The sequence below is a fragment of the Paenibacillus sp. GQ49 genome, from assembly GCF_059759055.1.
In genome coordinates, this window is the sequence record NZ_JCAXEL010000001.1 from 216,583 (window position 1) to 240,435 (window position 23,853).

Consider the following 23,853-nt stretch of genomic DNA (forward strand, 5'->3'; position numbering starts at 1 on the left):
TCTTTTTAGACGGGTTTCCCTGCAAATTGGGACAATACCCCTATTCCATGCGCCACTCATCCTCCGTCAGACGAATTTTTTCGATGCGTGTTGCCGCACCTGTGGCTTCATCAATTTCAACAAAAACACCATGGAAGTGCCATTTGCCATCATCTACAACGAAACGTACAGGCAGCTGAGTGTAGAACTTACGCAGCACGGCCTCACGCTCCATACCCAATATACCGTCACGAGGCCCTACCATGCCTGCATCCGTCAAGTAAGCTGTTCCTCCAGGCAAAATCCGATCATCATTACTCTGTACATGTGTATGTGTACCTACAACGAGAGACGCACGTCCATCCAGATGCCATCCCATGGCAATCTTTTCTGACGTCGCTTCAGCATGCATATCGACCAAAATACATTTATGGTCTTGGCGCAGCTCATCTACAATTTCATCAGCTACACGGAATGGACAATCCAGAGCAGGCAGGAACGTTCTTCCTTGAAGATTGACAATCGCTAGCTCTTTCCCTTCGCCTTTGACAACCGTGTACCCTCGTCCTGGTGTGCCTGGTGGAAAGTTCGCTGGACGAATCATGCGGGGCTCATCATCTATAAAATCAAAAATATCCTTATTGTCCCAAGTATGATTACCAAGTGTAATACCATGTACACCCCAGTTGAAAAACTCATTTGCGATTGCACCGGTAATGCCACGACCTGCTGCCGCATTTTCACCATTCACAATCACCACATGTGGCTTATACTTCGATTTCAGGTACGGTAAATTTTCCTTTAATGCCTTACGTCCCACGTTACCTACAATGTCACCAATAAACAAAACTTTCATTGATTACTGCCTCCTCAATTCCTGCAAAGTCCTCTTACTTCAAATGTTGAACCTTTGCAGGACTCTATCTCATGCTCCATGATGTGTAGTTGCCTTTTAACAGGCTATCAACAGGAAAAGTGGCCCACTACTGCGGCCACTTTTCCGTAATGCTCTATTTTGCGTATTCAACCGCACGGGTTTCCCGGATGACGGTGACTTTGATGTGACCCGGATAGTCGAGTTCATTCTCAATCATCTTCGTGATGTCACGGGCTAAGCGGAAGGCTTCAGCATCATCGATTTTCTCAGGCTGTACCATAACGCGAACTTCGCGTCCGGCCTGAATGGCGTACGATTTCTCGACACCTTCGAAGGATTCTGAGATTTCTTCCAGCTTCTCCAGTCGTTTGATATACGTTTCCAGCGTTTCGCGGCGTGCGCCTGGTCTTGCTGCGGAGAGCGCATCTGCTGCGCCAACCAACATGGCAATGACCGAAGTCGCTTCGCAATCTCCGTGATGGGACGCGATACTGTTGATTACAACCGGATGTTCTTTGTATTTCTTCGCCAGTTCCACGCCAATTTCGACGTGTGATCCTTCCACTTCGTGATCCAGCGCTTTACCGATGTCATGCAATAGACCTGCACGTCTTGCCAGAGTTACGTCTTCTCCGAGTTCGCCAGCCATCAGTCCAGCCAGATAAGCGACTTCCATCGAATGTTTCAAGACGTTCTGACCGTAACTTGTACGGAACTTCAACCGGCCCAAAATTTTGATCAGATCCGGATGCAGACCATGCACGCCCACTTCAAAGGTAGCTTGCTCACCGTATTCACGGATGCGCTCATCCACTTCTTTACGGGATTTCTCAACCATCTCTTCAATCCGTGCCGGGTGAATACGTCCATCAGCCACCAGTTTCTCCAGGGCAGTACGGGCGATCTCACGGCGAATCGGGTCAAAGCCCGACAGAATAACAGCTTCTGGCGTATCATCGATAATGAGGTCAATCCCTGTAAGGGTTTCAAGCGCACGGATGTTACGTCCTTCACGACCGATAATCCGGCCTTTCATTTCTTCATTTGGCAGGGTAACAACAGATACCGTTGTTTCCGCTACGTGGTCAGCCGCACAACGTTGGATGGCGAGTGTAATAATCTCGCGGGACTTTTTGTCCGCTTCTTCCTTCGCTTGTTGTTCAATGTCCTTGATCATTTGAGCCGTCTCATGACGAACTTCCTGTTCTACGTTGGACAGTATGATACTGCGTGCGTCTTCCATGGTGAGGTTGGATATACGTTCCAACTCTGTCACCTGGTTTTTGTAAATCATTTCGATCTGCTGCTGAGTCTCATCAATTCGTTTCTCTTTGTTAGCCACTTGCTCTTCTTTACGTTCGAGTGATTCCAATTTTTTATCCAGCGACTCTTCTTTTTGCAACAATCGTCTTTCTTGTCGTTGAATTTCATTCCGACGTTCACGAGTGTCTTTTTCAGCTTCAGCGCGAATGCGATGGATTTCATCCTTCGCCTCCAGCACCGTTTCTTTCTTCAGTGCTTCTGCCTCTTTCTTCGCGTTCTCCACGATTTGTACGGCAGCTTGTTCCGCACTAGAGATTTTAGCCTCTGCAAGAGATTTGCGAATAAAATATCCTACTCCGAACCCAATGAATAGCGCGGCTGCAACGAGAGCGATCGTGATTGCAATTTCCATACTGTTCACCTCCTCGTTGGTTCCTCCAAGGCATTCCTTGGGTCAATTTGCAGTTTTCAAACCTTACATATGTTTGGGAATAACGAATACTCACGGCGATCCCCCGCCGATTTTCATTTCACATGTACATGTTTCCACGTACTATTCACTGTTTCCAGCGAACCCATAATTAAGAATGGTATAAATCTTAAGAAACCGAAACCGCTTTTTTGGAAGGAAAAAGGGTTGTCCATTTCTTACAGACTCATGTCCATTTTAGTATTTGACGAAAGAAATTGTCAAGAGAATGCAGTATAGAGACTCTAGTCTGCTAATCCCATAACAACGCTTCGTCATCTTCAGGGTCCCCAGCCTCATCTTCTTCAATTAAACAATTCACGACCCGGCGCACCATATCCATTGAAAAACCACGTCTCATTAGGAAGGGAAGCGTTTTATTTTTCTTCTCTTTGACGTCCCCTTTGACCTGATTCCATTTTTTGCGTCCTGCACTCAAGGCAGTCTCAAATTCCGCATCTGTACTGATCCCTTCTAGTGCCTCAACAATGAGATCATTGGCAATGCCCTTTTGCCGCAGCTCTTGCCTTATCCACAGTTTTCCCTTCCGCTTGCCCTCCATACGCTGTCTTGTCCATTCCTTCGCAAATAGATCGTCATCCACCAGGTTCTCCCGCTCAAGCCGATCCAGCGCCTCTTCAATCAAAGGTGCAGCAAACTCCTTCTGACGAAGTTTCTGACTTAATTCATGGCGTGTGCGCGGTTTATGCTCCAAAAAACGCAGAGACTGTGCATACGTCCGCTGTCGCTCGTCAGCTACAATGATTTCCTCCAGATCCTTCTTCATAAACGTATTACCTTGAGTCATCCTGTATTTAATCATCACATCTTCAAGAACCGTAATGGAGTGGATGCCAAAAGTGATTCGATAACGAGCTTGCCTGCTCTTCGTTCGTTCTACACGTGTAATAATAAGTTCTTCGTTGTCCGGAAATTGGGATAGGCCGTCCTGTTCTGCTTCTTCATATAAATCCTCGTCATGTTGATCCATTCTGGTCTCCCCTTTCATAACATTTTCATTCTGACTACGCCAAGCACACCTTCACATAGACAAAGAACACCAATAACACAAAAGACCGGGAACTCTGCCCGGCCTTTACTCCACAGTTAGCGTGCTAACAGCCCCTGTCCATTGGGACAGGGGCTGTTAGACAGCACGAGTACTCCCACACTACAATCCATTATCCAGATTGATCCAAGCTCAATCAGATAAGTTTACGGAGTCCAGTGGGGAACACCCTCAGGATCCCTCCCTACAAGGAGGTTTCGAGAGATTACTCGTTGATTTCAAACAATTCTTGTTCTTCTGCTGCTTCTTTTTGTTGCTCTTCACTAGTTGGCGCAGGAACTGCAGTAACCAAGTTACTGGCTACACGAATTTTTTGTTCAATGATGTCAGCAATATCTTTATGCTCTTTCATGAACTGCTTTGCGTTCTCACGGCCTTGTCCTAAACGCTCGCCTTCGTAGGAGTACCATGCACCACTTTTATTAACGATGTCCAGCTCTGTACCAATGTCAATGATACTACCTTCTCTCGAGATACCCTCGCCATACATGATATCCACTTCCGCTTGTTTAAACGGAGGTGCCACTTTGTTTTTCACAACTTTAATACGAGTACGATTACCAATCATGTCATTGCCTGATTTGATACTCTCAATACGACGCACATCCAGACGTACTGTAGAATAAAACTTCAGAGCACGACCACCAGGTGTTGTTTCCGGGTTACCAAACATAACGCCGACTTTCTCACGAAGCTGGTTAATGAAGATTGCGATTGTTTTGGATTTGCTGATTGCACCAGACAGTTTACGCAGCGCCTGAGACATCAAACGCGCTTGCAAACCAACGTGTGAATCACCCATTTCGCCTTCAATCTCTGCTTTTGGAACCAATGCGGCTACAGAGTCAATAACGACGATATCTACTGCACCACTGCGAACAAGAGCTTCTGCAATTTCCAGCCCTTGCTCACCCGTATCTGGCTGAGACAGAAGCAATTCATCAATATTAACACCAAGTTTGCTTGCGTATTGTGGGTCAAGAGCATGCTCGGCATCGATAAATGCAGCTTGTCCACCCGCTCTTTGTACTTCAGCGATAGCATGCAATGCTACGGTTGTTTTACCAGAGGATTCAGGTCCATATATTTCAACAATACGGCCTTTAGGCAAGCCGCCTGTTCCTAATGCAATATCCAAAGCCAAGGAACCGCTGGGAATAATTTCCACATTCATATGAGTGGACTCACCCAGTTTCATGATGGATCCTTTACCAAATTGCTTCTCTATTTGACGGAGCGCCATATCAAGCGCGGCACGACGGTCTGACAATAAGCTCACACCCTTTACTGTTTATAAGATAATGATACCTTGTTTTAACACGTTTGCCAAGCTTTTTTTCGAACATACATTCGTTTTTTTTTGTAAAGGCCGAGGCGCCTCTTCCTCAAGGAAACTTTCCATTAAACAGAAAAAAGAACCGTAAACAAGGCTGTAAAGCCTAATTCTACGGTTCTTCCGTCTTCCTTAATTATACTTGCTTGGAACTGTAAATGCAATCGAAGCGATTAACTAATCAATCCATCGCCACAAGTTTTTGCCATAAGCGATAGAGAATCGCTTTGGCTGAACGAATGCGAACCGTCTCGCGATTACCATTAATACGCAGCTCATGAATTTCCGTCTCTTTTCCACGTTCAGCAAGAGCGATGAAGACAAGTCCGGGTGGTTTGCGTTCCGAATATCCCGGTCCAGCTACACCGGTAACAGCCAAGCCAAAATCAGCATCGCCAATCATGCGGATCTGCTCAGCAAGCACTTTTGCAACCTCAGGGCTTACCGCCCCAGGTGCATCTTCACCTTCCAGATAATCATGAGGCACATTCAGCAGCTTTTCTTTAATTTCATTGGAGTAACAAACAATTCCACCTTTGAGCATTGATGCACTTCCGGGTACAGAGGTCAGACTTTGCATGACAAGCCCTCCTGTACAGCTCTCAGCAGCGCTCAGCGTCAGCCCCATGTCAGACATCATGGTTACAATCGTGTACTCTATAGGCACATCCTCGTTCGCGTAGAGATGTTCTGTCAAACGCTCCCGAATCTGAACCTCCATCGCATCCAGCTTCAGCTTCGCCTCTCCCTCACTCGCAGCCTTTGTGGAGACACGTACCGTAACTTCGCCTTCACTCGCGTAAGGAGCAATCGTAGGGTCTGTCTGCGCGTCAATCAGATCCAGAAGTCGATCTTCCAGAGCAGATTCACCAATACCTGCGAATTTCAGCATTCGGGAATAGATCGGCATCTCTTCAGTGAGTACATGCTGGAACAGCCAAGGTTTGACTTCCTGTTCAAACATTGGAATCAACTCTTTAGGTGGTCCAGGCATCACAACATAATATTTGTCATTGTCAGAAATCGCATTTCCAGCCGCAAGGCCTGTTTCGTTGGCCAGAGGTGTTCCGCCATCAATAACGATCGCCTGACGTCGGTTATTCTCTGTCATGTCCACATTACGATCTCTGAAAAAGCTCTCAATTTTGTCCATTGCCATTCGATCTGTATGCAGTTTCCGGTTAAGAACAGCTGCGAGCGCATCCTTGGTCAGATCATCTTGGGTAGGTCCGATGCCACCGGAAAATAAAATAACGTCTGCACGGCTCTGCGCAATGCGAATAGCTTCACTAAGCCGGTTCAGGTTATCCCCAACCACCGTTTGGAAATATACATCGATCCCCATCGCAGCCAATTCACGGGATAGGTATCTGGCATTGGTATTGACGATTTGTCCAAGCAGTAGCTCTGTGCCAACTGCAATGATTTCTGCCTTCATTGAGCATCCTCCTGTACACTTGGTGAGTGATCAAAGGGCAATAGGATAATTTCCTATTGCCCCTGACCCAATGCTTCCTTCATGATTACCCATTTAAGAACAAACCATTATGCTTTTGTAAAATGAAGCAGGTTTTTGTTTTTGATAAAGTAATCGATACCCGACCAGATGGTAATAAGCGCTGCTGCCCATACCGCGATAATATCAACGTGAATACCCGTGTATGAAAACGGGAAATTGTTCAACAGCAACAGCACAATCGCCACAATCTGCACTACAGTCTTCAGCTTGCCCCAAGCACTGGCGGCAACAACCGAACCATCCAGCAATGCAATTTGACGCAAGCCGGTAACTGCAAATTCACGACTAATAATCACAACTGCAATCCAGGAATCCAGCTTGCCCATCTCCACAAGCGAGATCAAAACTGCAGTAACCAGCAGCTTGTCTGCGAGTGGATCGAGCAGTTTCCCCAGATTGGTAACCATGTTATTTTTCCGCGCAAGGTATCCGTCAATTCCATCTGTGCTTGCGGCGATGATAAAAATAACAGCAGCAATCAGTTGATTATACGGAAGCGAAAAGCTTCCAAGCTGCAACGGCTCTGGATAAAATGGAAAATCCACGAGCAGGAACACCATCAAAAAAGGGATTAAGCAAATTCGTGCAAGCGTAATCCGGTTGGGTAAATTCACAAGACGCCCTCCCTCATATCCTCCATTACTCCAAACAATCATCATAATCCCGTTATCATCATCCGGAACATGAAATGTACAAGTTTCAATGTCAATCCATATTAACATGATCCCACTATGTAGAAACGCAAAAAATAAAGTCAACCGCTCAAAAGCAAAACGCTTTAAACGTTCCGGTGACTTCCAGAAGATGTACTGCTTTTCACAAAGTCAGCAAACGATGAGGACTGGACTTGATGCTTGACTGCCAGCAATGCACACTTAGTATAATATACGCCCAATACCGTGTCAAAAAACACTTTTGCTACAAAAAGGCCATATTACTTGAAATTTGTATATTGCAAATCCAGAGGCAGGTTAGCACCATTTAGCAGCTGCATGACAGCTTGCAAATCATTTTTACTCTTACCAGTTACCCGGAGTTGGTCTCCCTGAATCTGACTCTTTACCTTCATCTTGGAATCCCGAATCAGGATATTGATTTTCTTGGCGATGTCCTGATCAATCCCCTGTTTAAAATTCAAACGCTGGCGGACTGTACCAGAAGACGCTGGCTCTACCTTTGCGTAATCGATGTTTTTCAATGGTAGACCACGCTTCGCCATTTTGGATTGCAGCACGTCAATAACAGCCTTGAGTTTGGTCTCATCATCAGATACGATCGTTAACGCATCCTTATCCAGTTTCAGGCTGCTCTTGCTGCCCTTGAAGTCATAACGAGTGCCAATTTCCTTCTCGGTTTGTGTAACGGCATTTGTCAGTTCTTGCAAGTCCATTTTGGACACGATATCAAATGAATTTTCTGAACTCAAACCAGTCACCCTTTCAGTTAATCGTATGTTCTGTAACATTATAGAGGATACCTTAAGCAAAAGTCTAATTTCAAGCTGCTTTACACAAAGAGAAAAAGCATTTTTGGCTTCCACTTGAAGTGGCTGCCAAAAATGCTTTGCTGGTCCATCCTCCAACTAGTAGCGGCTCCGGTTGGGCTGTCTGAACATATCGAGCACACCCAAAAGTACATGTGCAAGTCCAAAACCCAATATTCCGTAACCCCAAGCACTTGGAGTCAAGTAATAACCCAGGAGGCTGACAATGATCCCTAAACCTGTTACGATCCAGCTGACTGTCACAGCCATCCACCTCACTTCACCAAAAGTTAACTGCAAGTTAAGACACGATTATTGTCTCCTGCAGTTGACTGGGTTATTCGCTACCCGTGGTCCCCCCTGTAGCATCCGTTGATCCATTTTCAACACCTGTGGAAGAAGTAGTGCTACTACTGTCTTCACCAAGCTTCAAACGAATCCGATTGGTCGCCTTGCCATCCGTTACAACTTGCCCGCCAACCTCAATCGTGGTCGCTGCAGCGTAACCGGACTTAATATACATACCTGCACTATCCAACTCAAAGGTATAGCTGTCACCTTCGGCTGTGTTACCATACTCCAACTTCTCTCCACTGGAGTTTTCGCCTTTGTACACTTCAAGCCAGCTATTACCTGTTGCTTTGATCGTAACCGTTACAGGTTGCCCTGCACTACCGTTAACTTTAAAGTTCGTAATATTCCCTGATTTCCCATCTTCTGCAACAGTCACATTAGACGGTGAATTGTCAGTTGGTTCTTCCTCAGTTTCATCCGTTTGACCATCAGTTTGGCCATCAGTTTGACCGTCCGTCTGTCCTTCTGTGTCAGTACCGCCACCGTTACCGCCAGCGTCGCCTTCACCAGTACCGTCTGTACCTGAATCTGTCGCAGGCGGATTAGATGCCTGTCCGTTGTCGGCAGGTTGATCCGGTTTATCCTCAGGCTGTTGTTGACTGTCTGTGATTTTGACCTGATCAAGACCCGGATTATCTGATTCATCACCATTGTTATACACCACGTATACATACAACAGTACTACGATCAAAACAGGGAATGTCCACATCAACGCGACAGACATCCACCGATTACTACGCTCAACCGGACGGCTGGAACGCTTCTGAATAACCGGTTCCATCGTTGCTTCCGTCTCTTCTGCGGGTACGTCTTTTTTGTGTCCCTCCAGCAGCTCATCAGGGTTCAGTCCCACGGTCTCCGCATAGGTTTTGATGAAAGCACGCACATAGAAGCTGCCCGGCAGCACTTTGTAGTCTCCTGCTTCTATGGCCTCCAGATACCTCTTGCGAATTTTTGTCATTTCCTGTACATCGTCAAGACTCATCCCTTTTTGCAGCCGGGCCTCCCTTAACTGCTGACCCAGTTCAGACATGCCATCTCCTCCTTATGTTTATCTCTTGAGTTGTTGCTAATCTATTCCATGATTCCGTACGGTTCCTTACAATTCATCGGTGTAGCTAGCCGTAAACGTATCATAAATAATTTCTTCATTCGGATTGTTGCGAAGTTCAATAATAATATCAAAATCATTAAAATCATATTCGGATTCCTGAACAAAAATATCCGGATGTTCAATAACTTTGGTGCTAGGCATGGTCATAATATCCTGCAACAGGTTATAATGCCGCTCACTGGAGCGAATCGTGCTAACAATACCATCGATAATGAACACATTGTTTGGGTTCAATTCGTCCTCGGAGAGTTGGCTCCTTATGGTCTGACGAAGAAGTGTGGAGGAAACAAACGTCCATCGCTTCATTGCACATACGCTGCCCGCAATAATGGACTCCGTTTTGCCAACACGAGGCATTCCGCGCAAACCGATGACCTGATTGCCTTCCCTCTTAAATACTTCACCCAAAAAGTCCACAAGTAACCCAAGTTCATCTCGTGTGAAACGAAATGTCTTGCGATCATCCGAGTCACGGTCAATGTATCTGCCATGACGCACGGCCAGAATATCCACCAATTTAGGTTGACGCAAAGCCGAGACGGTGATGCTGTTTACTTTGCCAAGCATTTCACCAAGCAAACGGATCTTTTCATCATCATCCGATTCAAGCAGCATGCCTCGAGTTTTGCCTTCAACACCGTTAATGGTCAATATATTCACTTCAAGCATCCCCAGCATAGAGGCAATATCGCCTAACAAACCGGGTCTGTTCTTATGTATTTTATATTCCATGTACCATTGTTTAGATTCCATTTCAACACCCCGTAATGCATTATTCCACATTATTCGACATCAACAGAACGTGTCCACTGGACAACAATCTGAGACATCTTCTAAAAATGGGTCACGTTAATGATATATAAAATGAAAATGAATTACAAGAACAGCTCTGTAATCCGTTTGTAATCATTAGAGAAAAGCCCCCTTGCGGGAGCTCTTCATCTGTAATTTTATGCGTTTTGTTTGGCCAATTTGACCATCAGGGTCGCAATCGTACGACGCTCATCTGCATCGCCGACATCCCATAACTCTTTCAATGCCCGGTTGGAATGGTTCGCCGGATCGACTTTCTCATCAAGGAAGTCGCCGATTTCATACGCAAGTTTGTTGATGGTTTCTTCACTCATCCCCATCTTCTCTGCTTGCAGTACGCGGTCACCCAGGAACTTCTTCCATGTGTCAAAACTGGAGAGCACTGTTTTTTCTGTTGACATGATAAATCCTCCTTAGATGACGCATGAGATTTAAAATCAACAGTTGTAATATGTGCTTTCCAGGCATTTTATATACGAGCTTTTGAAAATAATCCGAAAGACGGCAGCTTCTCAGCAATGTTCACCTATTTCGTTCACAGCCAGTCGAGTTTTCTTGCTTTTTACGTTAACCAACCGCCATTTGGACTGATAATCTGCCCATTGATATAACCCGATTCAGGGAGGGCAAGAAAATAAACCAGTGATGAGATTTCATCAGGTTGAGCAAGTCTTCCTGCCGGAATTTCCTCTTCCAGCATCTTCAGTTCACTCTGATCCAGATGGTTCAGCATGGATGTCTGAACGGCGCCAGGAGCAACGGCATTTACGGTTACTCCGGAAGGTGCGAGTTCTTTCGCAAGCGCTTTGGTGAATGCATTCACCCCACCCTTGGTTGTGGAATACAGCACCTCACAAGAAGCACCAGACAGTCCCCAGATCGACGATACATTAATGATTCGGCCATACCTTTGGGAGATCATGTGAGGCATCATTTCCTGTGTACACATAAACGTGCCTTTGAGATTAATCGCCATCACTTCATCCCAAATCTCCTCTGTAACATCAGACAACATCCCATAGTGCGAGATTCCTGCATTGTTCACAAGGATATCTGGCATGAGATTATGCGACTCGAGCTTCTCACGCATGCGCTCAATCTGTTCCCGGCTGCGAAGATCCGCAGACACGGTCATGATTTTTCCACTGCCCTGCTCCATGCACCGTCTGGCGGCTTCATTCGCTGCTTCATGCGATTTCATATAGTGTATAACAACATTCATTCCCACTCTGGCGAAGCGTTCTGCGATAGCAGCTCCAATGCCACCGCTTGCACCAGTTACCAGTACAGTCATTTCCCCGATTGCCTTCAATTGTCCTGTTCCCCTCTCCATATCAAGGACTCACGACTAGCGATACAGCCAGTTGATCCCAGCGAATATGCTCTCTCAGTCTGAGATTTACATCTTCCAGTGTAATCGATTCATAGAGCGGGAGCATATTGAAAAAATCACCGCCACGGAATTGCTGACGTGTAAATTCATGCGCAATGTTCTCCGGAGAATTGAGCATACGCAAATATCCGCCTATTTTCTTTTTGCGTGCACGTTCAAAATCCGTAGAATCAAACCCTTTTTTTACAATGGCATCCACTTCTTCACGTATACGCGCGAGCAGTTGATCAGGGTCTTTTGTATCACCACCAATAGCTGAAAACGCATATTGCGGCGAACTGTTATACTCATGTCCAAAGCTGTCCGAGATCAGATCTTCATCGTAGAGCTTCTGAAATAATCGTGTGCTTGAGCCAAACAAAAGATCCATCATCAGTTGCGTTGTCATATCTCGCCGTAACAATTCTTCCCCGGTAAGTCCAACGTCCGTCTCCTTGAATCCAAACAGACATTTGGGCAGTGAAACAGCCAGTTTTGCTTCCCGTCTGGCTTCTCCTACCTGCTCGGGCTCCGGTTCGAAGAAACGTTGAATGCTCCCCTGTGGCTTATAACCCTTCTGCTCCTGGTTCGATCGAACCATATCAATAACTTCTTGTGGATCTACACCACCCACCACAAACAAGAGCATGTTACTCGGGTGATAGAAGGTGTTATAACACTCATACAACATCTCTTTGGTAATCGTACGGATGGATTCCACCGTTCCTGCTATATCGATATGCACCGGATGTTTCTGATACATGGCTTCGATCAATCCAAAATAAACACGCCAATCCGGATTATCAGCATACATGTCAATTTCCTGTCCGATGATACCTTTTTCCTTTTCCACATTTTGATCCGTGAAGTAAGGATTTTGCACAAAGTCGACTAATGTTTGTATATTTTCATTCACATGTTCGGTCGCTGAAAACAAATAAACCGTCTGATCAAAGCTCGTAAATGCGTTAGCTGAAGCACCATGAGATGCAAACGTCGCAAAAATATCACCCGTTGGTTCTTCGAACATTTTATGCTCCAGGAAATGAGCAATTCCATCCGGAACCTTCACTTCTTCCTGCCCTTTAACCTGAAAATGATTATCCACCGATCCATACTTGGTTGCAAACGTAGCATACGTTTTCTGGAACCCCGGTTTAGGCAAAATATAGACATGCAGTCCGTTATCCATTACTTCGTAATATAGTGTCTCCTGCAAATGCTCATACCGAATGCTCTCCACCGATTATTCCTCCTTCTCATCCCGCAAGAAATAAATCGTATCCAGACGGAATTGTTCTGCCGCCTCACGCACATCTTCCTTGCTAATATGTTCTACCTGAGCCAACAGTTCTTCAGCCGTTCTCTCTTTGCCGGACAACTGTCGATTGAAGTCATAAGCGATCATCTCAAAAGCAGAATCCTGCATTTCCTTAAGCAGGTTACGGATCATTGCTCTGGTCTGGGACATTTCCAGATCACTAATTGTACCGCTTTTCATTTCTTCCAGCTGCTGCTTGATGATGGTGACGGCCTTCTCATAATTAGGGATTTCAATCCCGGATTGAATCGTCGCAATACCCTTATGTCCGTCATATCGCGATGAAGCGTAATAGGCAAGACTTTCTTTTTCACGAACATTAACAAACAGCTTGGAATGAGGATAACCACCGAGAATCCCGTTGTACATTAGTGCTGCGGCATACTGAGGATCTCCATAAGTGATAGATGTACGGAGTCCCATATTGAGTTTTCCCTGACTCACATTCAGTCGCTCAACAACAGTCTCTACTTCCTTATCTCCTCGAACCGCTGCCTGTGTCTGGTAATCAGAGGAGGACGTTCGATCTACATTGAAATGACGCTGAACAAGGTTCTCGACCTCCTCCAGTGTCGTATCCCCTACCACGTACAGATCCATACTCGCCTGCTGCAGCCACTCCTGATAAGACGCAGTCAGTGTGTCAGGCTCAATTCCGGGCAGATCCTTCCGCTCACCCAGCGGGTGAAGACGGTACGGCTCGTTCTTGCACATTTCCTCGATACTGCGTTCAGCGGCATAGCGCATTTTATCATTCACGATGGACTCCAGCTTTTTACGAACAGTCTCTCGCTCCGCTTGTACATAAGACGTCCTGAAATGTCCATTCTCCTGTGCAGGTCGTGTAAGAACCTCTCCAAGGAAGGCAAATGAACGATCCAATAGCTGCTCATCCCCTCCAACAAAGGAATCATTAATGGTATCCATTCGGAACTGTACAATCTGGTAATCCCCGCGTTTATAAACGTCAAAACCAAAACCTGCTCCATACAGATGCTCCAATTGCTCACGAAATTGCGTTGTTTCCGGATAGGACTCCGTGCCGCGTCGCAGAACAAAAGGTGTCAGCGCTACTTTGGTTACTGTATCTTCTCGTAAGGGTACTCCTGCATATAGCGATATAGCAAACGTTTTAAAACGTTTAGTCGGAAGCACATGTATACGAAACTCTCTCTTGTTACCTCGTTCGAATCCTGATGTATTCAAATGTCAAAACCCCTTTACGGCGTCATTTGTCATGTATTCGTATTAAGCTAAACGTAACAACCATTTTAACCCATTCAAAAGGCAAGAAGCAACCGAAGTCACGCCTTCTGGTTGCTTCCAACATCATCACATACAAAAGATATGCTGTCCGATTGTTTTCACTTGTGGGCGGGTCCAGATCCATTTGGATGTTGCTGTCTTCGGGTTAAAATAATAGAGACATCCACCGGACGGATCCCATCCATTCAGGGCCTGCTCAACTGCCTTTTTGGCTTGTGCGTTTGGTTCCAGATAGATCTGTCCGTCCGCTACAGCCGTAAATGCACCTGGTTGAAAAATTACACCAGAAGGCGTACTTGGAAAGCTTGGTGAATTTACGCGATTCAAAATTACTGCTGCGACTGCGACTTGACCTTCAAACGGTTCACCCCGGGCTTCACCATATACAGCGTTAGCCATAATCTTGAGTTCATTCTCTGAGAGACCAAGGGCATTGGCAGATCCCATATTGTCTTGCTCTTTATCTGCCGTATTGTTGCTACCTCCACCCCCACCTGAGGATTCCTTGTGTAGCGGCGGCTCTGTTGGCGACCATTTGGTTGACGCATTGTACAGCTTGAGCTTGGTCTCAGCTCCAACCACACCATCTGCCTTCATGCCAAACTCGGATTGAAACCATTTGACGGATTTCAGCGTGCTGCTGCCAAAATTACTGTCGATTTTACCATTGTAAAATCCCAGGTACTTCAGACGCCCCTGAAGCTCATATACATCCTGACCGTAACTTCCATATTTCACTGTATTGCTGCTAAACGTAGGCAAGGCCTTTTCTTCTACCTGCGGTGTACGCTCGGCTGAACTTTCCGTTGCTGTATTCCCAGGAAGCAAATAACGAATTCCCAATGCGGATATCAGCAAAATAGCAGTGAAAAGCCATAGGTTCATTTTTCGCATCGACTGTGCTCTACCTTTCTCTTGTGGGATTAACAGAATCGCTAAGGTTATTATGACAAGCCTGCTTGTTTCCTATGCACCAAATCATCCGATCTTTGGAGTAGATGGCAAAACTTCAGTCTGCTGAGCAAGCAAAAAGCCCTCAACCAATACGGTTGAGGGCTTAAACGATTCGTTGTATCCATGTTACATGTTACACTACGAGCTTATTTTATTCTGCTGATACTGTTCAAGTGAAACCAGTACTTCCCTTGGTTTGCTGCCCTCGTAAGGACCGATTACACCCCGGGCTTCCATGGAGTCAATTAAACGCGCTGCACGTGTGTAACCAACCCGCATACGACGTTGCAACAAGGAAACTGAAGCTTGTTTTGCCTCCAAAATAATCTGTACAGCTTGCTCATATAACTCATCCTGTACTTCATCTGCTGCCTGAATGGAATCATCCACTTCAGGTACAATGGATTCATCATACTGGGCTTCACCTTGACCACGTACGTAGTTTACAATATTCTCGACTTCTTCATCGCTCATAAAGGCACCTTGTACACGAACCGGTTTTGATGCGCCCATAGGCATGAACAGCATGTCTCCACGGCCTAACAGTTTCTCAGCCCCACCCATGTCCAGAATCGTTCGGGAATCGACTTGGGAGGATACGCCGAAGGCAATCCGCGATGGAATGTTAGCCTTGATTACCCCGGTAATAACGTCAACAGAAGGACGTTGTGTGGCAATAATCAGATGGATTCCGGCTGCACGAGCCATCTGAGCGAGTCGTGCAATGGCATCCTCCACATCACCGGCTGCAACCATCATCAGATCTGCAAGCTCATCCACAATGACAACGATATAAGGCAGAACAGCCGCAGGATTATCCTTCATCAGATTATTGTAACCCTCGACGTTACGCGTGCCTGATTTGGAGAACAGTTCATATCGTTTCTCCATCTCAACCACAATCTTTTTGAGAGCAAGTGACGCTCGTTTAGGATCAGTTACTACTGGGGCCATCAGATGTGGAATTCCGTTATATACGTTCAACTCAACCATCTTGGGATCGACCATCAGGAACTTCACTTCATCCGGCTTGGCTTTGTACAATATGCTGGTAATAATTCCGTTAATACACACCGACTTACCGGAACCAGTAGCACCCGCAACCAGCAAATGGGGCATACGAGCCAAGTTACCAATGATTGTCTGTCCCGAGATATCTCGGCCAAATGCAATGGTCACTTTGGATTCTGCATCTTGGAACGTAGCCGTCTCCATTACCTCACGCATCGTTACAACCGATACCTCGCCATTAGGTACTTCGATACCAATAGCAGACTTTCCGGGAATCGGTGCTTCCATCCGTATATCCTTTGCCGCCAGAGCCAACGCGATATCATCAGTTAGGCTGACAATCCTGCTGACCTTAACACCAATATCAGGCTGAATTTCATACCTTGTAACGGCAGGGCCCCGGACCACTTCAAGCACTTTGGCGCGAACACCGAAGCTCTCCAGTGTAGCTTCCAGCTTGCGTGCTGTCTGCATATAATCCTTCTGGTCACCCGCCTTGCCCCCATTGTTTGGCTTGGCAAGGAGACGGAATGAAGGCAGCTTGTACGGCTTAGGAGGTGGCGGTGGTGATTTCACAGGTTGTGTGTCCTGCCCTTCAGGGGTTGGAGTATCTGTTCCCTGCATTGCATCATGAGGAACTTCTTCTCCACTCTGAATCTCATCCACAGCATTCATCCCGTTTGTACCCGCATCGGATGCAGACCACTCTGTCTCTACCAGTTCATCCGTTATTTTAATGGCATGCTCGCCCTGTTGTACTACGTTTGGATCGGCAAGATCATCCGGGAAAGGATAAGCATCGTCCAGATCATCTTCAATGCTTGCCTCTTCTGCTCTGACGTGCTCGAAAAAGTCTCGAATGATCGGTGCTGAGTTAGGTTTAGCCTGAACAGGAACACGTGATGAAGCTGATTTGTTCACTACGTCTTCAGTTGCATCCTGCCACGCCTCTAGATTGTGATCTTGTTCGGCGCGGTATACAATCTGTTCTGTTTCTGCCGATTCGACCTCATCCATTTCACGTCCTGATGTCGCCTGTTCCCGTTTAGCTCCCCATTTTCCGAAGAGTTGAAAGAATATTGGCGCTTTTCGTTTTGGCAGATGCTGTTCCTCTAATTCATCCTCATACTCGTCTTCGTCATCTTCAACTGGCACAGGCACCACTTTACGAGCGTTACCTTTTTTCCTTCCATCAGATGCTGAAGCAGAACGTGCAGAGGGCCTCGACTCCAGCTTTTTGTACATCGAACTCCCGGCATCCCAGATCTTGGTTCGGAATATTCGAATCAGATCCACATAAGATAGACTTGTAATCAGCATAAAACTGATGATAAACATGACAATCATGATGAGTCTCGCCCCAAGGCTGCCGAACAACCACAGGAAAAGAGCAAATTGCCCAGCTCCGAGATAACCACCGCTGATGTCCTTGTTAAGCATGGAGTCCCTCTCCCCTGGCGCAGCAGGTGTTAGCAACTCGGTTTGCATATCATTATGTACCTGCGTAATCACAGCACCAGGCTCAAGCGCACCAACCGGAATGAGCTTCTGGTGCATTGCAGAGACAGTACTCATCAAGGTTAAGGCAAAGACCAGCAATACCAGTCCTGTTTTGCGTGTGGTCCAGCCACTCGGCCATTTCCGGTGAATCATCACCATGAGACCATAATAAATACCAACAAGTGGAATCGCAAAATAAAACTTACCAAGCATCAGTCCGAACATCTTGGAAAGCGAACGTCCAACGGTGGCTTCACCCGATAATGCTATGACAGCAAGGGTAATAAGCACAATTCCGTAAATTTCATATTTTAAAACGCCGCTAAAACCAGCGCCCTTTTTTTTCCTCTTTTTTCTTCTGGCCAAAATCAGGTCACCCCCAGAAGAATATTATACCATACAAATATAATCCGTACATATGTTCTTTTTCTGCTCAATTTGTCTGAATTCGTCGCGTTATGCTGGTCCCAAGTTACCCGAAAGCGGGATGGTCGAACCGGGCATATTATCAGGATTCAGATAGGCTTCAAGTGGACAATCCAGCAAACGTACAATAACGGCTTCATTGTCATTAACAGGTCTCACCTGCATCAATAAACCATTCATCTTGATCTCCTTTGTATCTTCGCCCTCTTTCCACATTCCCGACCAGAGTTGTTCCGGGGGCATCACGGTATATAATGTCATTGGGTATAACCTCCTGCTTGCAGAGTCTGTCTCTTGTCTCCTATGAGCTGATTTAACTGAGCAATGGCTTGTCCAATTCCGCCTACCGCATCCATCAATCCATATTTCACTGCATCTGCGCTTCCTACAGCTGTACCAATATCCCGATTTAACTCACCGGTCTTAAACATCAGTTCTTTGAACATCTCTTCAGAGATATTCGAATGCGAAGTCACGAACCGAACAACCCTTTCCTGCATTTTCTCCATATACTCAAACGTCTGAGGTACACCAATGACAAGACCGTTCATCCGAATCGGATGGATCGTCATCGTTGCACTTCCGGCAATCAGGGAATATGTTGAAGCTACAGCAATCGGTACTCCAATGCTATGCCCGCCTCCAATGACCACAGTCACCGTAGGTTTGCTTAGAGAAGCAATCATCTCTGCAATGGCCAGACCCGCCTCTACATCTCCACCTACCGTGTTCAAAATGATCAGTATACCTTCAATGCGCTGATTCTGTTCCGCGGCCACCAGCTGTGGAATGATATGCTCATACTTTGTTGTTTTATTTTGTGGCGGCAAAATCAAATGCCCTTCGACCTGTCCAATAATGGTCATACAGAAAATATTCGATTCCCCTGCAGGCGACTGTGTCTGCCCAAATTGCTGAATAGTCTCTGTCACGGGAGAGATGGCCTTTTCCTCCTGTATCGGAATTTCCGGTGCTTCAACTTCCGGTTGATTGGATCTTGATGCCTGCTTGCCATTCATACGTTCATTCATTTCAATAATCCCCTTCTCCAGAAACATTTAATGTATTTCCTTAGTATGGGGATTTTTCCAACCGCCTTATACCCGCTACATCAAATTGCTTCACACATTGACCCTATTGCAGATCTTCCTGAAAACGCAAAAAAAGCCCCTTCTCTACGAGGAACCGTCCAATATTACTCGTAGAGAAGGGGCGACTGTGTGCCTGAATATATGTTTTTGTTTAGCCTATTTTAAACTTCCATAATGATTGGCAAAATCATCGGTCTACGACGAGTTTGCTCATACAGGAAGCGTCCCAATGCATCTTTAACATTCGTTTTGAGTGAAGCCCACTCGTTAACGTTCTCACTCATCAACTTCTGCAATGTGCTGCTAACGATCCGGTTGGCCTCATCCAGTAGTCCTTCCGATTCACGTACATACACAAATCCGCGAGAGATGATGTCAGGACCGGAAACAATTTTTCCATCCTGTTTGCTCAGTGTTACCACAACAACAAGGATACCATCTTGTGACAACAATTTGCGGTCACGAAGTACAATGTTACCCACATCGCCTACACCCAAGCCGTCGATCAACACATTACCTGCAGTAACTTTACCTGCTCTACGTGCTGCTCCACCTTGAATTTCAATCACTTCACCGATATCCGTGATGAAAATGTTCTCAGGTTCTACCCCTACAGATTCAGCAAGAACCGCGTGGCGACGCTGCATACGGAATTCACCGTGAATTGGCAAGAAGAATTTCGGTTTCATCAGGTTGAGCATCAGTTTCAGCTCTTCCTGGCTACCATGACCAGATACGTGGACGCCACTGTTAGCACCGCTGTAATGCACGTTAGCACCCAGACGGAACAGTTCATCAATTGTACGGCCTACATATTTTTCATTACCTGGAACTGGTGTTGCTGCGATAATAACGGTATCACCTGGCAGGATGTCCACTTTACGGTGTGTGGAACGAGCCATACGTGTCAGTGCTGACATTGGCTCTCCTTGACTTCCTGTGCAGAGAATTACGACACGATCAGCTGCCATCTTGCCTACTTCTTCAGGTTCAATGATCATGCCATCCGGAATCTCAAGATAACCCAGTTCTGAAGCAATACCAACCACATTCACCATGCTGCGTCCGATAACTGCAACTTTACGTCCAGTCACTTCTGCTGCATTGATCACCTGTTGGATACGGTGTACGTTGGAAGCAAATGTCGCTACAACAACACGTTGACTCGCTTTACGGAAGATATCTTCGAGAACGATACCCACATTTTTCTCCGATGGTGTGAATCCAGGTTTCTCAGCGTTTGTACTGTCGGACAACAGCGCTAACACGCCATTTGTTCCGATCTGTGCCATACGCTGAAGATCTGCATATTGACCATTGACTGGAGTATGGTCGAATTTGAAGTCACCTGTGTGAACAACTGCACCTTCCGGTGTTTCGACACATACACCAACAGAATCCGGAATACTATGGTTAGTAGCGAAGAACGATGCTTTCAGAACAGATCCAAGTTGGATCTCGGAATCAGCATCAATCAGAATACGTTTGGTTTCACCCAGCAAATTCGCTTCTTTCAACTTGTTTTCTACAAGTCCAAGCGTAAGTCTTGTTCCGTATACAGGAACATTCAGATGTTTGAGAACATATGGCAGACCACCAATGTGATCCTCATGTCCGTGAGTAAGGATAATTCCTCTTACTTTGTCACGGTTCTCAGTCAGGTAAGAAATGTCAGGGATGACAATATCAATACCAAGCATATCTTCTTCCGGGAATTTAAGACCAGCATCTACGACTACAATGTCGTTGGCGTATTGGATGACGTACATGTTTTTACCAATCTCGCCTACGCCGCCCAAAGCAAAAATCATCAGTTTATCGTTATTATTTTTCTTAGACAAATGAATCTAAACCTCCTATGGTAGTTGGACGTCGTACCTTATTATTTATTGTAAGTTAAGAAAAGTAGTCCATACATCACATACCCACCTATCGGGATGAATGCAAAAGAACACCTTTATTCACGATATTTGGAAGAAGTTCTTCGAAGTTATTCCCTTTGACCAACAAGTTGGATTTGAAATTCCCTCTTAGCCGTTCCTTCCTTTTTCACCGCAAAGCTACACCACGAAACGATGTCGCTTTCAATTTCAAAAAAATACCGCACCCAGTCACTTGACATCATTATACATGATTAAAAACAAAAAAAACAAGTCACTCTCTCGTTAACCTGTAGGTTTCCCTTTAGCATTCGAAAAGAAACCTCACATTACTCGTAAAAAAAAGAACCGCAGCCTCGACGAAGAGGAGCGGTTCTTTTGCTGATCTGAAGGATATTCCCATGATTAATAAAATAGTCCATATACAACCAAAATGATTACAAATTAAGCAAACCTTTGATATAAACCTGCTCCTCTTCCGTTGGCGGAATAAGGGGCAATCGTACAGAACCAACGTCTAGACCACGCAATGTCAGCGCATATTTCACCGCTACGGGGTTTGGTAGAGGCTGTGGACACTCAAACAGGCCTTTGAACACTGGGAACAACTGCTGATGAATCTGAGCAGCCTCAAGAGGTGCTCCGCCATAGAAGGCGTCAATCATTTTCTTCATTTCTGCCCCTACGACATGACTGGCCACACTGACAATTCCATGTGCTCCAACCGCAATCGCTGGTAAGCCTGAAGCATCATCACCGGAATAGACTCTGAAATTCTCTGGAGCACTTGCTGCAATCAGCGTAACCTGCTCCATAGACGCACATTCCTTCGTAGCGACGATATTAGGTATCTGTGCAAGACGAAGTGTTGTCGCTGCTGACAGGCTGGTTACAGTACGCCCAGGCACGTTGTAGAGCATAATTGGCAGCTTGGTGGAGCCTGCAATCGCTTCAAAATGTTTGAACAAACCTTCTTGGCTAGGTTTGTTGTAATACGGAACAACCAACAATATGCCATCCACTCCGGCACGTTCAGCTTCCTGTGTCAAATGGATGGAATGTGCCGTGTTATTGCTTCCCGTTCCGGCTATAATTTTGCACCGACCGGCCGCATGTTTCACTGCAAATTCGAATAATTGAACTTTCTCAGTATCACTAAGTGTTGGAGACTCCCCTGTTGTTCCAGAAACCACAAGCGTCTCCGACTTTTGATCTGCAATCAAATAGTCGATTAGACGTGCCGTTTCTTCCCAATGAATCTCTCCTTGTTCATTGAACGGAGTGACCATTGCTGTAATCAATCTTCCAAAGTCCAATTCGATTCCTCCTTCAAAACAGGTTTGGCTCCTCTAACTTCAGTTATTTACAAATGAAGTTCGAATGAGGCGTGAAGTGCCCTCAGGGCCTGAACCATATCTTCTTTTTTTACGAGTACCCAGATCGTTGTATTCGAATCTGCCGATTGCAGGATCTGAATGTCTGCCAGTGTCAAGGACTCCACGATTCGAGCCATAATTCCAGGTACACCATTAATGCCTCCGCCAATGACGGACACTTTGGCACAACCGGACAGGCTTTGTGGCTTGAGACCTATCTCCTGCAATACCTGTATGGCTTTCTCGGAATCACTGTCAAAAACCGTATAGACAACTCCCGAGGGGGTAACATTAATAAAATCAACGCTGATTGAATTCTCAGCCATGGTTTTGAACACTTTTAGTTGCAATCGATCTGCACCACCACCAGGCACATCCACCGTAATTTGCGTTACATTGCTCACGTAGGCGATGCCTGTTACATAACGGTCAACAATGCCTGTCTGCACATCCTGGAATCCTTCCGGATGCGTAACCAGCGTTCCTTCCGTGTCTGCAAAAGTAGATCTTACCCGCACTGGAATCTGGGATTGCATCGCAATCTCAACCGCACGTGGATGGATTACCTTGGCCCCGTGGTGGGCCATGTTACAGATCTCTGCATAACTCACAACAGTCAGTGGACGTGCATCCTCAACAATTCGCGGATCAGCGGTGAGTATCCCGTTCACATCTGTGTAGATATCCACCATTTCAGCACGTAATGCTGCACCGAGAGCTGTAGCAGACGTATCGCTTCCCCCACGACCCAGTGTCGTGAAGTCTCCGTTCTCTGTCTGCCCCTGGAATCCGGTTACAACAACGACACGGCCGAGCTGAAGCTGCTCCAACACACGAACAGGACGGACATCCAATATCCGGGCATTCCCGAAATTGTCGTCCGTCACAAAACCTGCTTGTGCACCGGTCAGCACTGTAGTTGGAATGCCTTCATGTTCGAGTAAACTGCTCAACGTTGTCGCCGATATGATTTCACCACAGCACAGCAGTAAATCCTTTTCGCGTGCGGATAGTGCGTTTCCGTTCTGTGCAGCCCAGTCCAGCAACGTATCGGTCGCATATGGCTCGCCGCGGCGGCCCATTGCAGACACAACGATGACCAGACTCAATCCTGCTTCAAGTTCACGTTTAACATGACGGAGCACATGCTCTCTCGCCTGAACAGTGGAGAGAGACGTGCCTCCGAATTTCTGTACCATGATACGCATCTTTATTCCTCCATTTGTGTACGCAAGAAGACTGGACACGGGTCAAATCAACAAATGGATCACTCTAGGGAGCGTTCTGATGCGATAATTTCAGCATTTTATACGAGGTCATGACGCATACATTCACAATAGACCCCTCCCGCTTGCTTAACCTGTACTGCCCGCAAGCAGGAAT

The 23,853-nt window shown here is 46.1% G+C and carries 21 protein-coding genes; all 21 read right to left on the bottom strand.

Translation table 11 applies throughout. From position 1 onward, the window contains the following. Positions 1–40: 40 nt before the first annotated feature. Positions 41–835: a TIGR00282 family metallophosphoesterase gene (locus tag AC6CIF_RS01085; RefSeq protein WP_036609256.1), complete on the bottom strand. Its 795-nt coding sequence runs from the start codon at positions 833–835 to the stop codon at positions 41–43. Positions 836–989: 154 nt separating this feature from the next. Continuing rightward, a complete protein-coding gene (gene rny, locus AC6CIF_RS01090) occupies positions 990–2,531 on the bottom strand; it encodes a ribonuclease Y (RefSeq protein ID WP_036670418.1) in 1,542 nt (513 codons plus the stop codon). 310 nt (positions 2,532–2,841) lie between these two features. Beyond that, positions 2,842–3,579 (bottom strand): regulatory protein RecX, encoded by a 738-nt coding sequence (locus tag AC6CIF_RS01095; protein ID WP_076208863.1) that lies wholly within the window; start codon positions 3,577–3,579, stop codon positions 2,842–2,844. A gap of 283 nt (positions 3,580–3,862) precedes the next feature. Then, the gene (recA, locus tag AC6CIF_RS01100) at positions 3,863–4,927 is read right to left on the bottom strand and encodes a recombinase RecA (RefSeq protein ID WP_036609261.1); all 1,065 of its coding nucleotides are present in this window, start codon (positions 4,925–4,927) and stop codon (positions 3,863–3,865) included. Between the two features lie 244 nt (positions 4,928–5,171). Further along, positions 5,172–6,428 (bottom strand): competence/damage-inducible protein A, encoded by a 1,257-nt coding sequence (locus AC6CIF_RS01105; protein ID WP_036670416.1) that lies wholly within the window; start codon positions 6,426–6,428, stop codon positions 5,172–5,174. Between the two features lie 107 nt (positions 6,429–6,535). Beyond that, complete coding sequence (gene pgsA / locus AC6CIF_RS01110; protein ID WP_076209484.1) at positions 6,536–7,123, bottom strand: CDP-diacylglycerol--glycerol-3-phosphate 3-phosphatidyltransferase; 588 nt, start codon at positions 7,121–7,123, stop codon at positions 6,536–6,538. 320 nt (positions 7,124–7,443) lie between these two features. Continuing rightward, positions 7,444–7,935: a YajQ family cyclic di-GMP-binding protein gene (locus AC6CIF_RS01115; RefSeq protein WP_017689115.1), complete on the bottom strand. Its 492-nt coding sequence runs from the start codon at positions 7,933–7,935 to the stop codon at positions 7,444–7,446. A gap of 156 nt (positions 7,936–8,091) precedes the next feature. Next, the gene (locus AC6CIF_RS01120) at positions 8,092–8,256 is read right to left on the bottom strand and encodes a hypothetical protein (protein ID WP_167350848.1); all 165 of its coding nucleotides are present in this window, start codon (positions 8,254–8,256) and stop codon (positions 8,092–8,094) included. A gap of 73 nt (positions 8,257–8,329) precedes the next feature. Then, entirely contained in the window at positions 8,330–9,379 is a 1,050-nt protein-coding gene (locus AC6CIF_RS01125) for a helix-turn-helix domain-containing protein (RefSeq protein WP_498197447.1), read from the bottom strand. Between the two features lie 66 nt (positions 9,380–9,445). Then, positions 9,446–10,213: a DUF3388 domain-containing protein gene (locus AC6CIF_RS01130; RefSeq protein ID WP_053783847.1), complete on the bottom strand. Its 768-nt coding sequence runs from the start codon at positions 10,211–10,213 to the stop codon at positions 9,446–9,448. A 197-nt stretch (positions 10,214–10,410) separates the two neighbouring features. Further along, entirely contained in the window at positions 10,411–10,674 is a 264-nt protein-coding gene (locus AC6CIF_RS01135; protein WP_076208865.1) for a DUF3243 domain-containing protein, read from the bottom strand. Positions 10,675–10,835: 161 nt separating this feature from the next. Next, on the bottom strand, positions 10,836–11,606 hold the full coding sequence (gene ymfI / locus AC6CIF_RS01140) for an elongation factor P 5-aminopentanone reductase (RefSeq protein WP_026081137.1): 771 nt from the start codon (positions 11,604–11,606) through the stop codon (positions 10,836–10,838). A gap of 1 nt (position 11,607) precedes the next feature. Next, complete coding sequence (gene yfmH, locus AC6CIF_RS01145; protein ID WP_498197449.1) at positions 11,608–12,888, bottom strand: EF-P 5-aminopentanol modification-associated protein YfmH; 1,281 nt, start codon at positions 12,886–12,888, stop codon at positions 11,608–11,610. Positions 12,889–12,891: 3 nt separating this feature from the next. Next, on the bottom strand, positions 12,892–14,172 hold the full coding sequence (yfmF, locus tag AC6CIF_RS01150; RefSeq protein WP_498197450.1) for an EF-P 5-aminopentanol modification-associated protein YfmF: 1,281 nt from the start codon (positions 14,170–14,172) through the stop codon (positions 12,892–12,894). Between the two features lie 126 nt (positions 14,173–14,298). Further along, complete coding sequence (sleB, locus tag AC6CIF_RS01155) at positions 14,299–15,126, bottom strand: spore cortex-lytic enzyme (RefSeq protein WP_047842506.1); 828 nt, start codon at positions 15,124–15,126, stop codon at positions 14,299–14,301. 198 nt (positions 15,127–15,324) lie between these two features. After that, positions 15,325–18,063, bottom strand: coding sequence for an FtsK/SpoIIIE family DNA translocase (locus AC6CIF_RS01160; protein ID WP_498197452.1), 2,739 nt, complete (start codon positions 18,061–18,063; stop codon positions 15,325–15,327). 90 nt (positions 18,064–18,153) lie between these two features. Beyond that, positions 18,154–18,384, bottom strand: a complete 231-nt coding sequence (locus tag AC6CIF_RS01165) for a YlzJ-like family protein (RefSeq protein WP_498197454.1) — start codon at positions 18,382–18,384, stop codon at positions 18,154–18,156. After that, positions 18,381–19,154, bottom strand: a complete 774-nt coding sequence (locus AC6CIF_RS01170; protein WP_315936301.1) for a ClpP family protease — start codon at positions 19,152–19,154, stop codon at positions 18,381–18,383. Before AC6CIF_RS01170 ends, AC6CIF_RS01165 begins: the two co-directional genes overlap by 4 nt. Positions 19,155–19,375: 221 nt before the next feature. Beyond that, positions 19,376–21,055 (bottom strand): ribonuclease J, encoded by a 1,680-nt coding sequence (locus AC6CIF_RS01175; protein WP_076208870.1) that lies wholly within the window; start codon positions 21,053–21,055, stop codon positions 19,376–19,378. 476 nt (positions 21,056–21,531) lie between these two features. Next, positions 21,532–22,410, bottom strand: coding sequence for a 4-hydroxy-tetrahydrodipicolinate synthase (dapA, locus tag AC6CIF_RS01180; protein WP_221824148.1), 879 nt, complete (start codon positions 22,408–22,410; stop codon positions 21,532–21,534). Positions 22,411–22,457: 47 nt separating this feature from the next. Beyond that, positions 22,458–23,678: an aspartate kinase gene (dapG, locus tag AC6CIF_RS01185; protein WP_036670402.1), complete on the bottom strand. Its 1,221-nt coding sequence runs from the start codon at positions 23,676–23,678 to the stop codon at positions 22,458–22,460. Positions 23,679–23,853 lie beyond the last annotated feature (175 nt).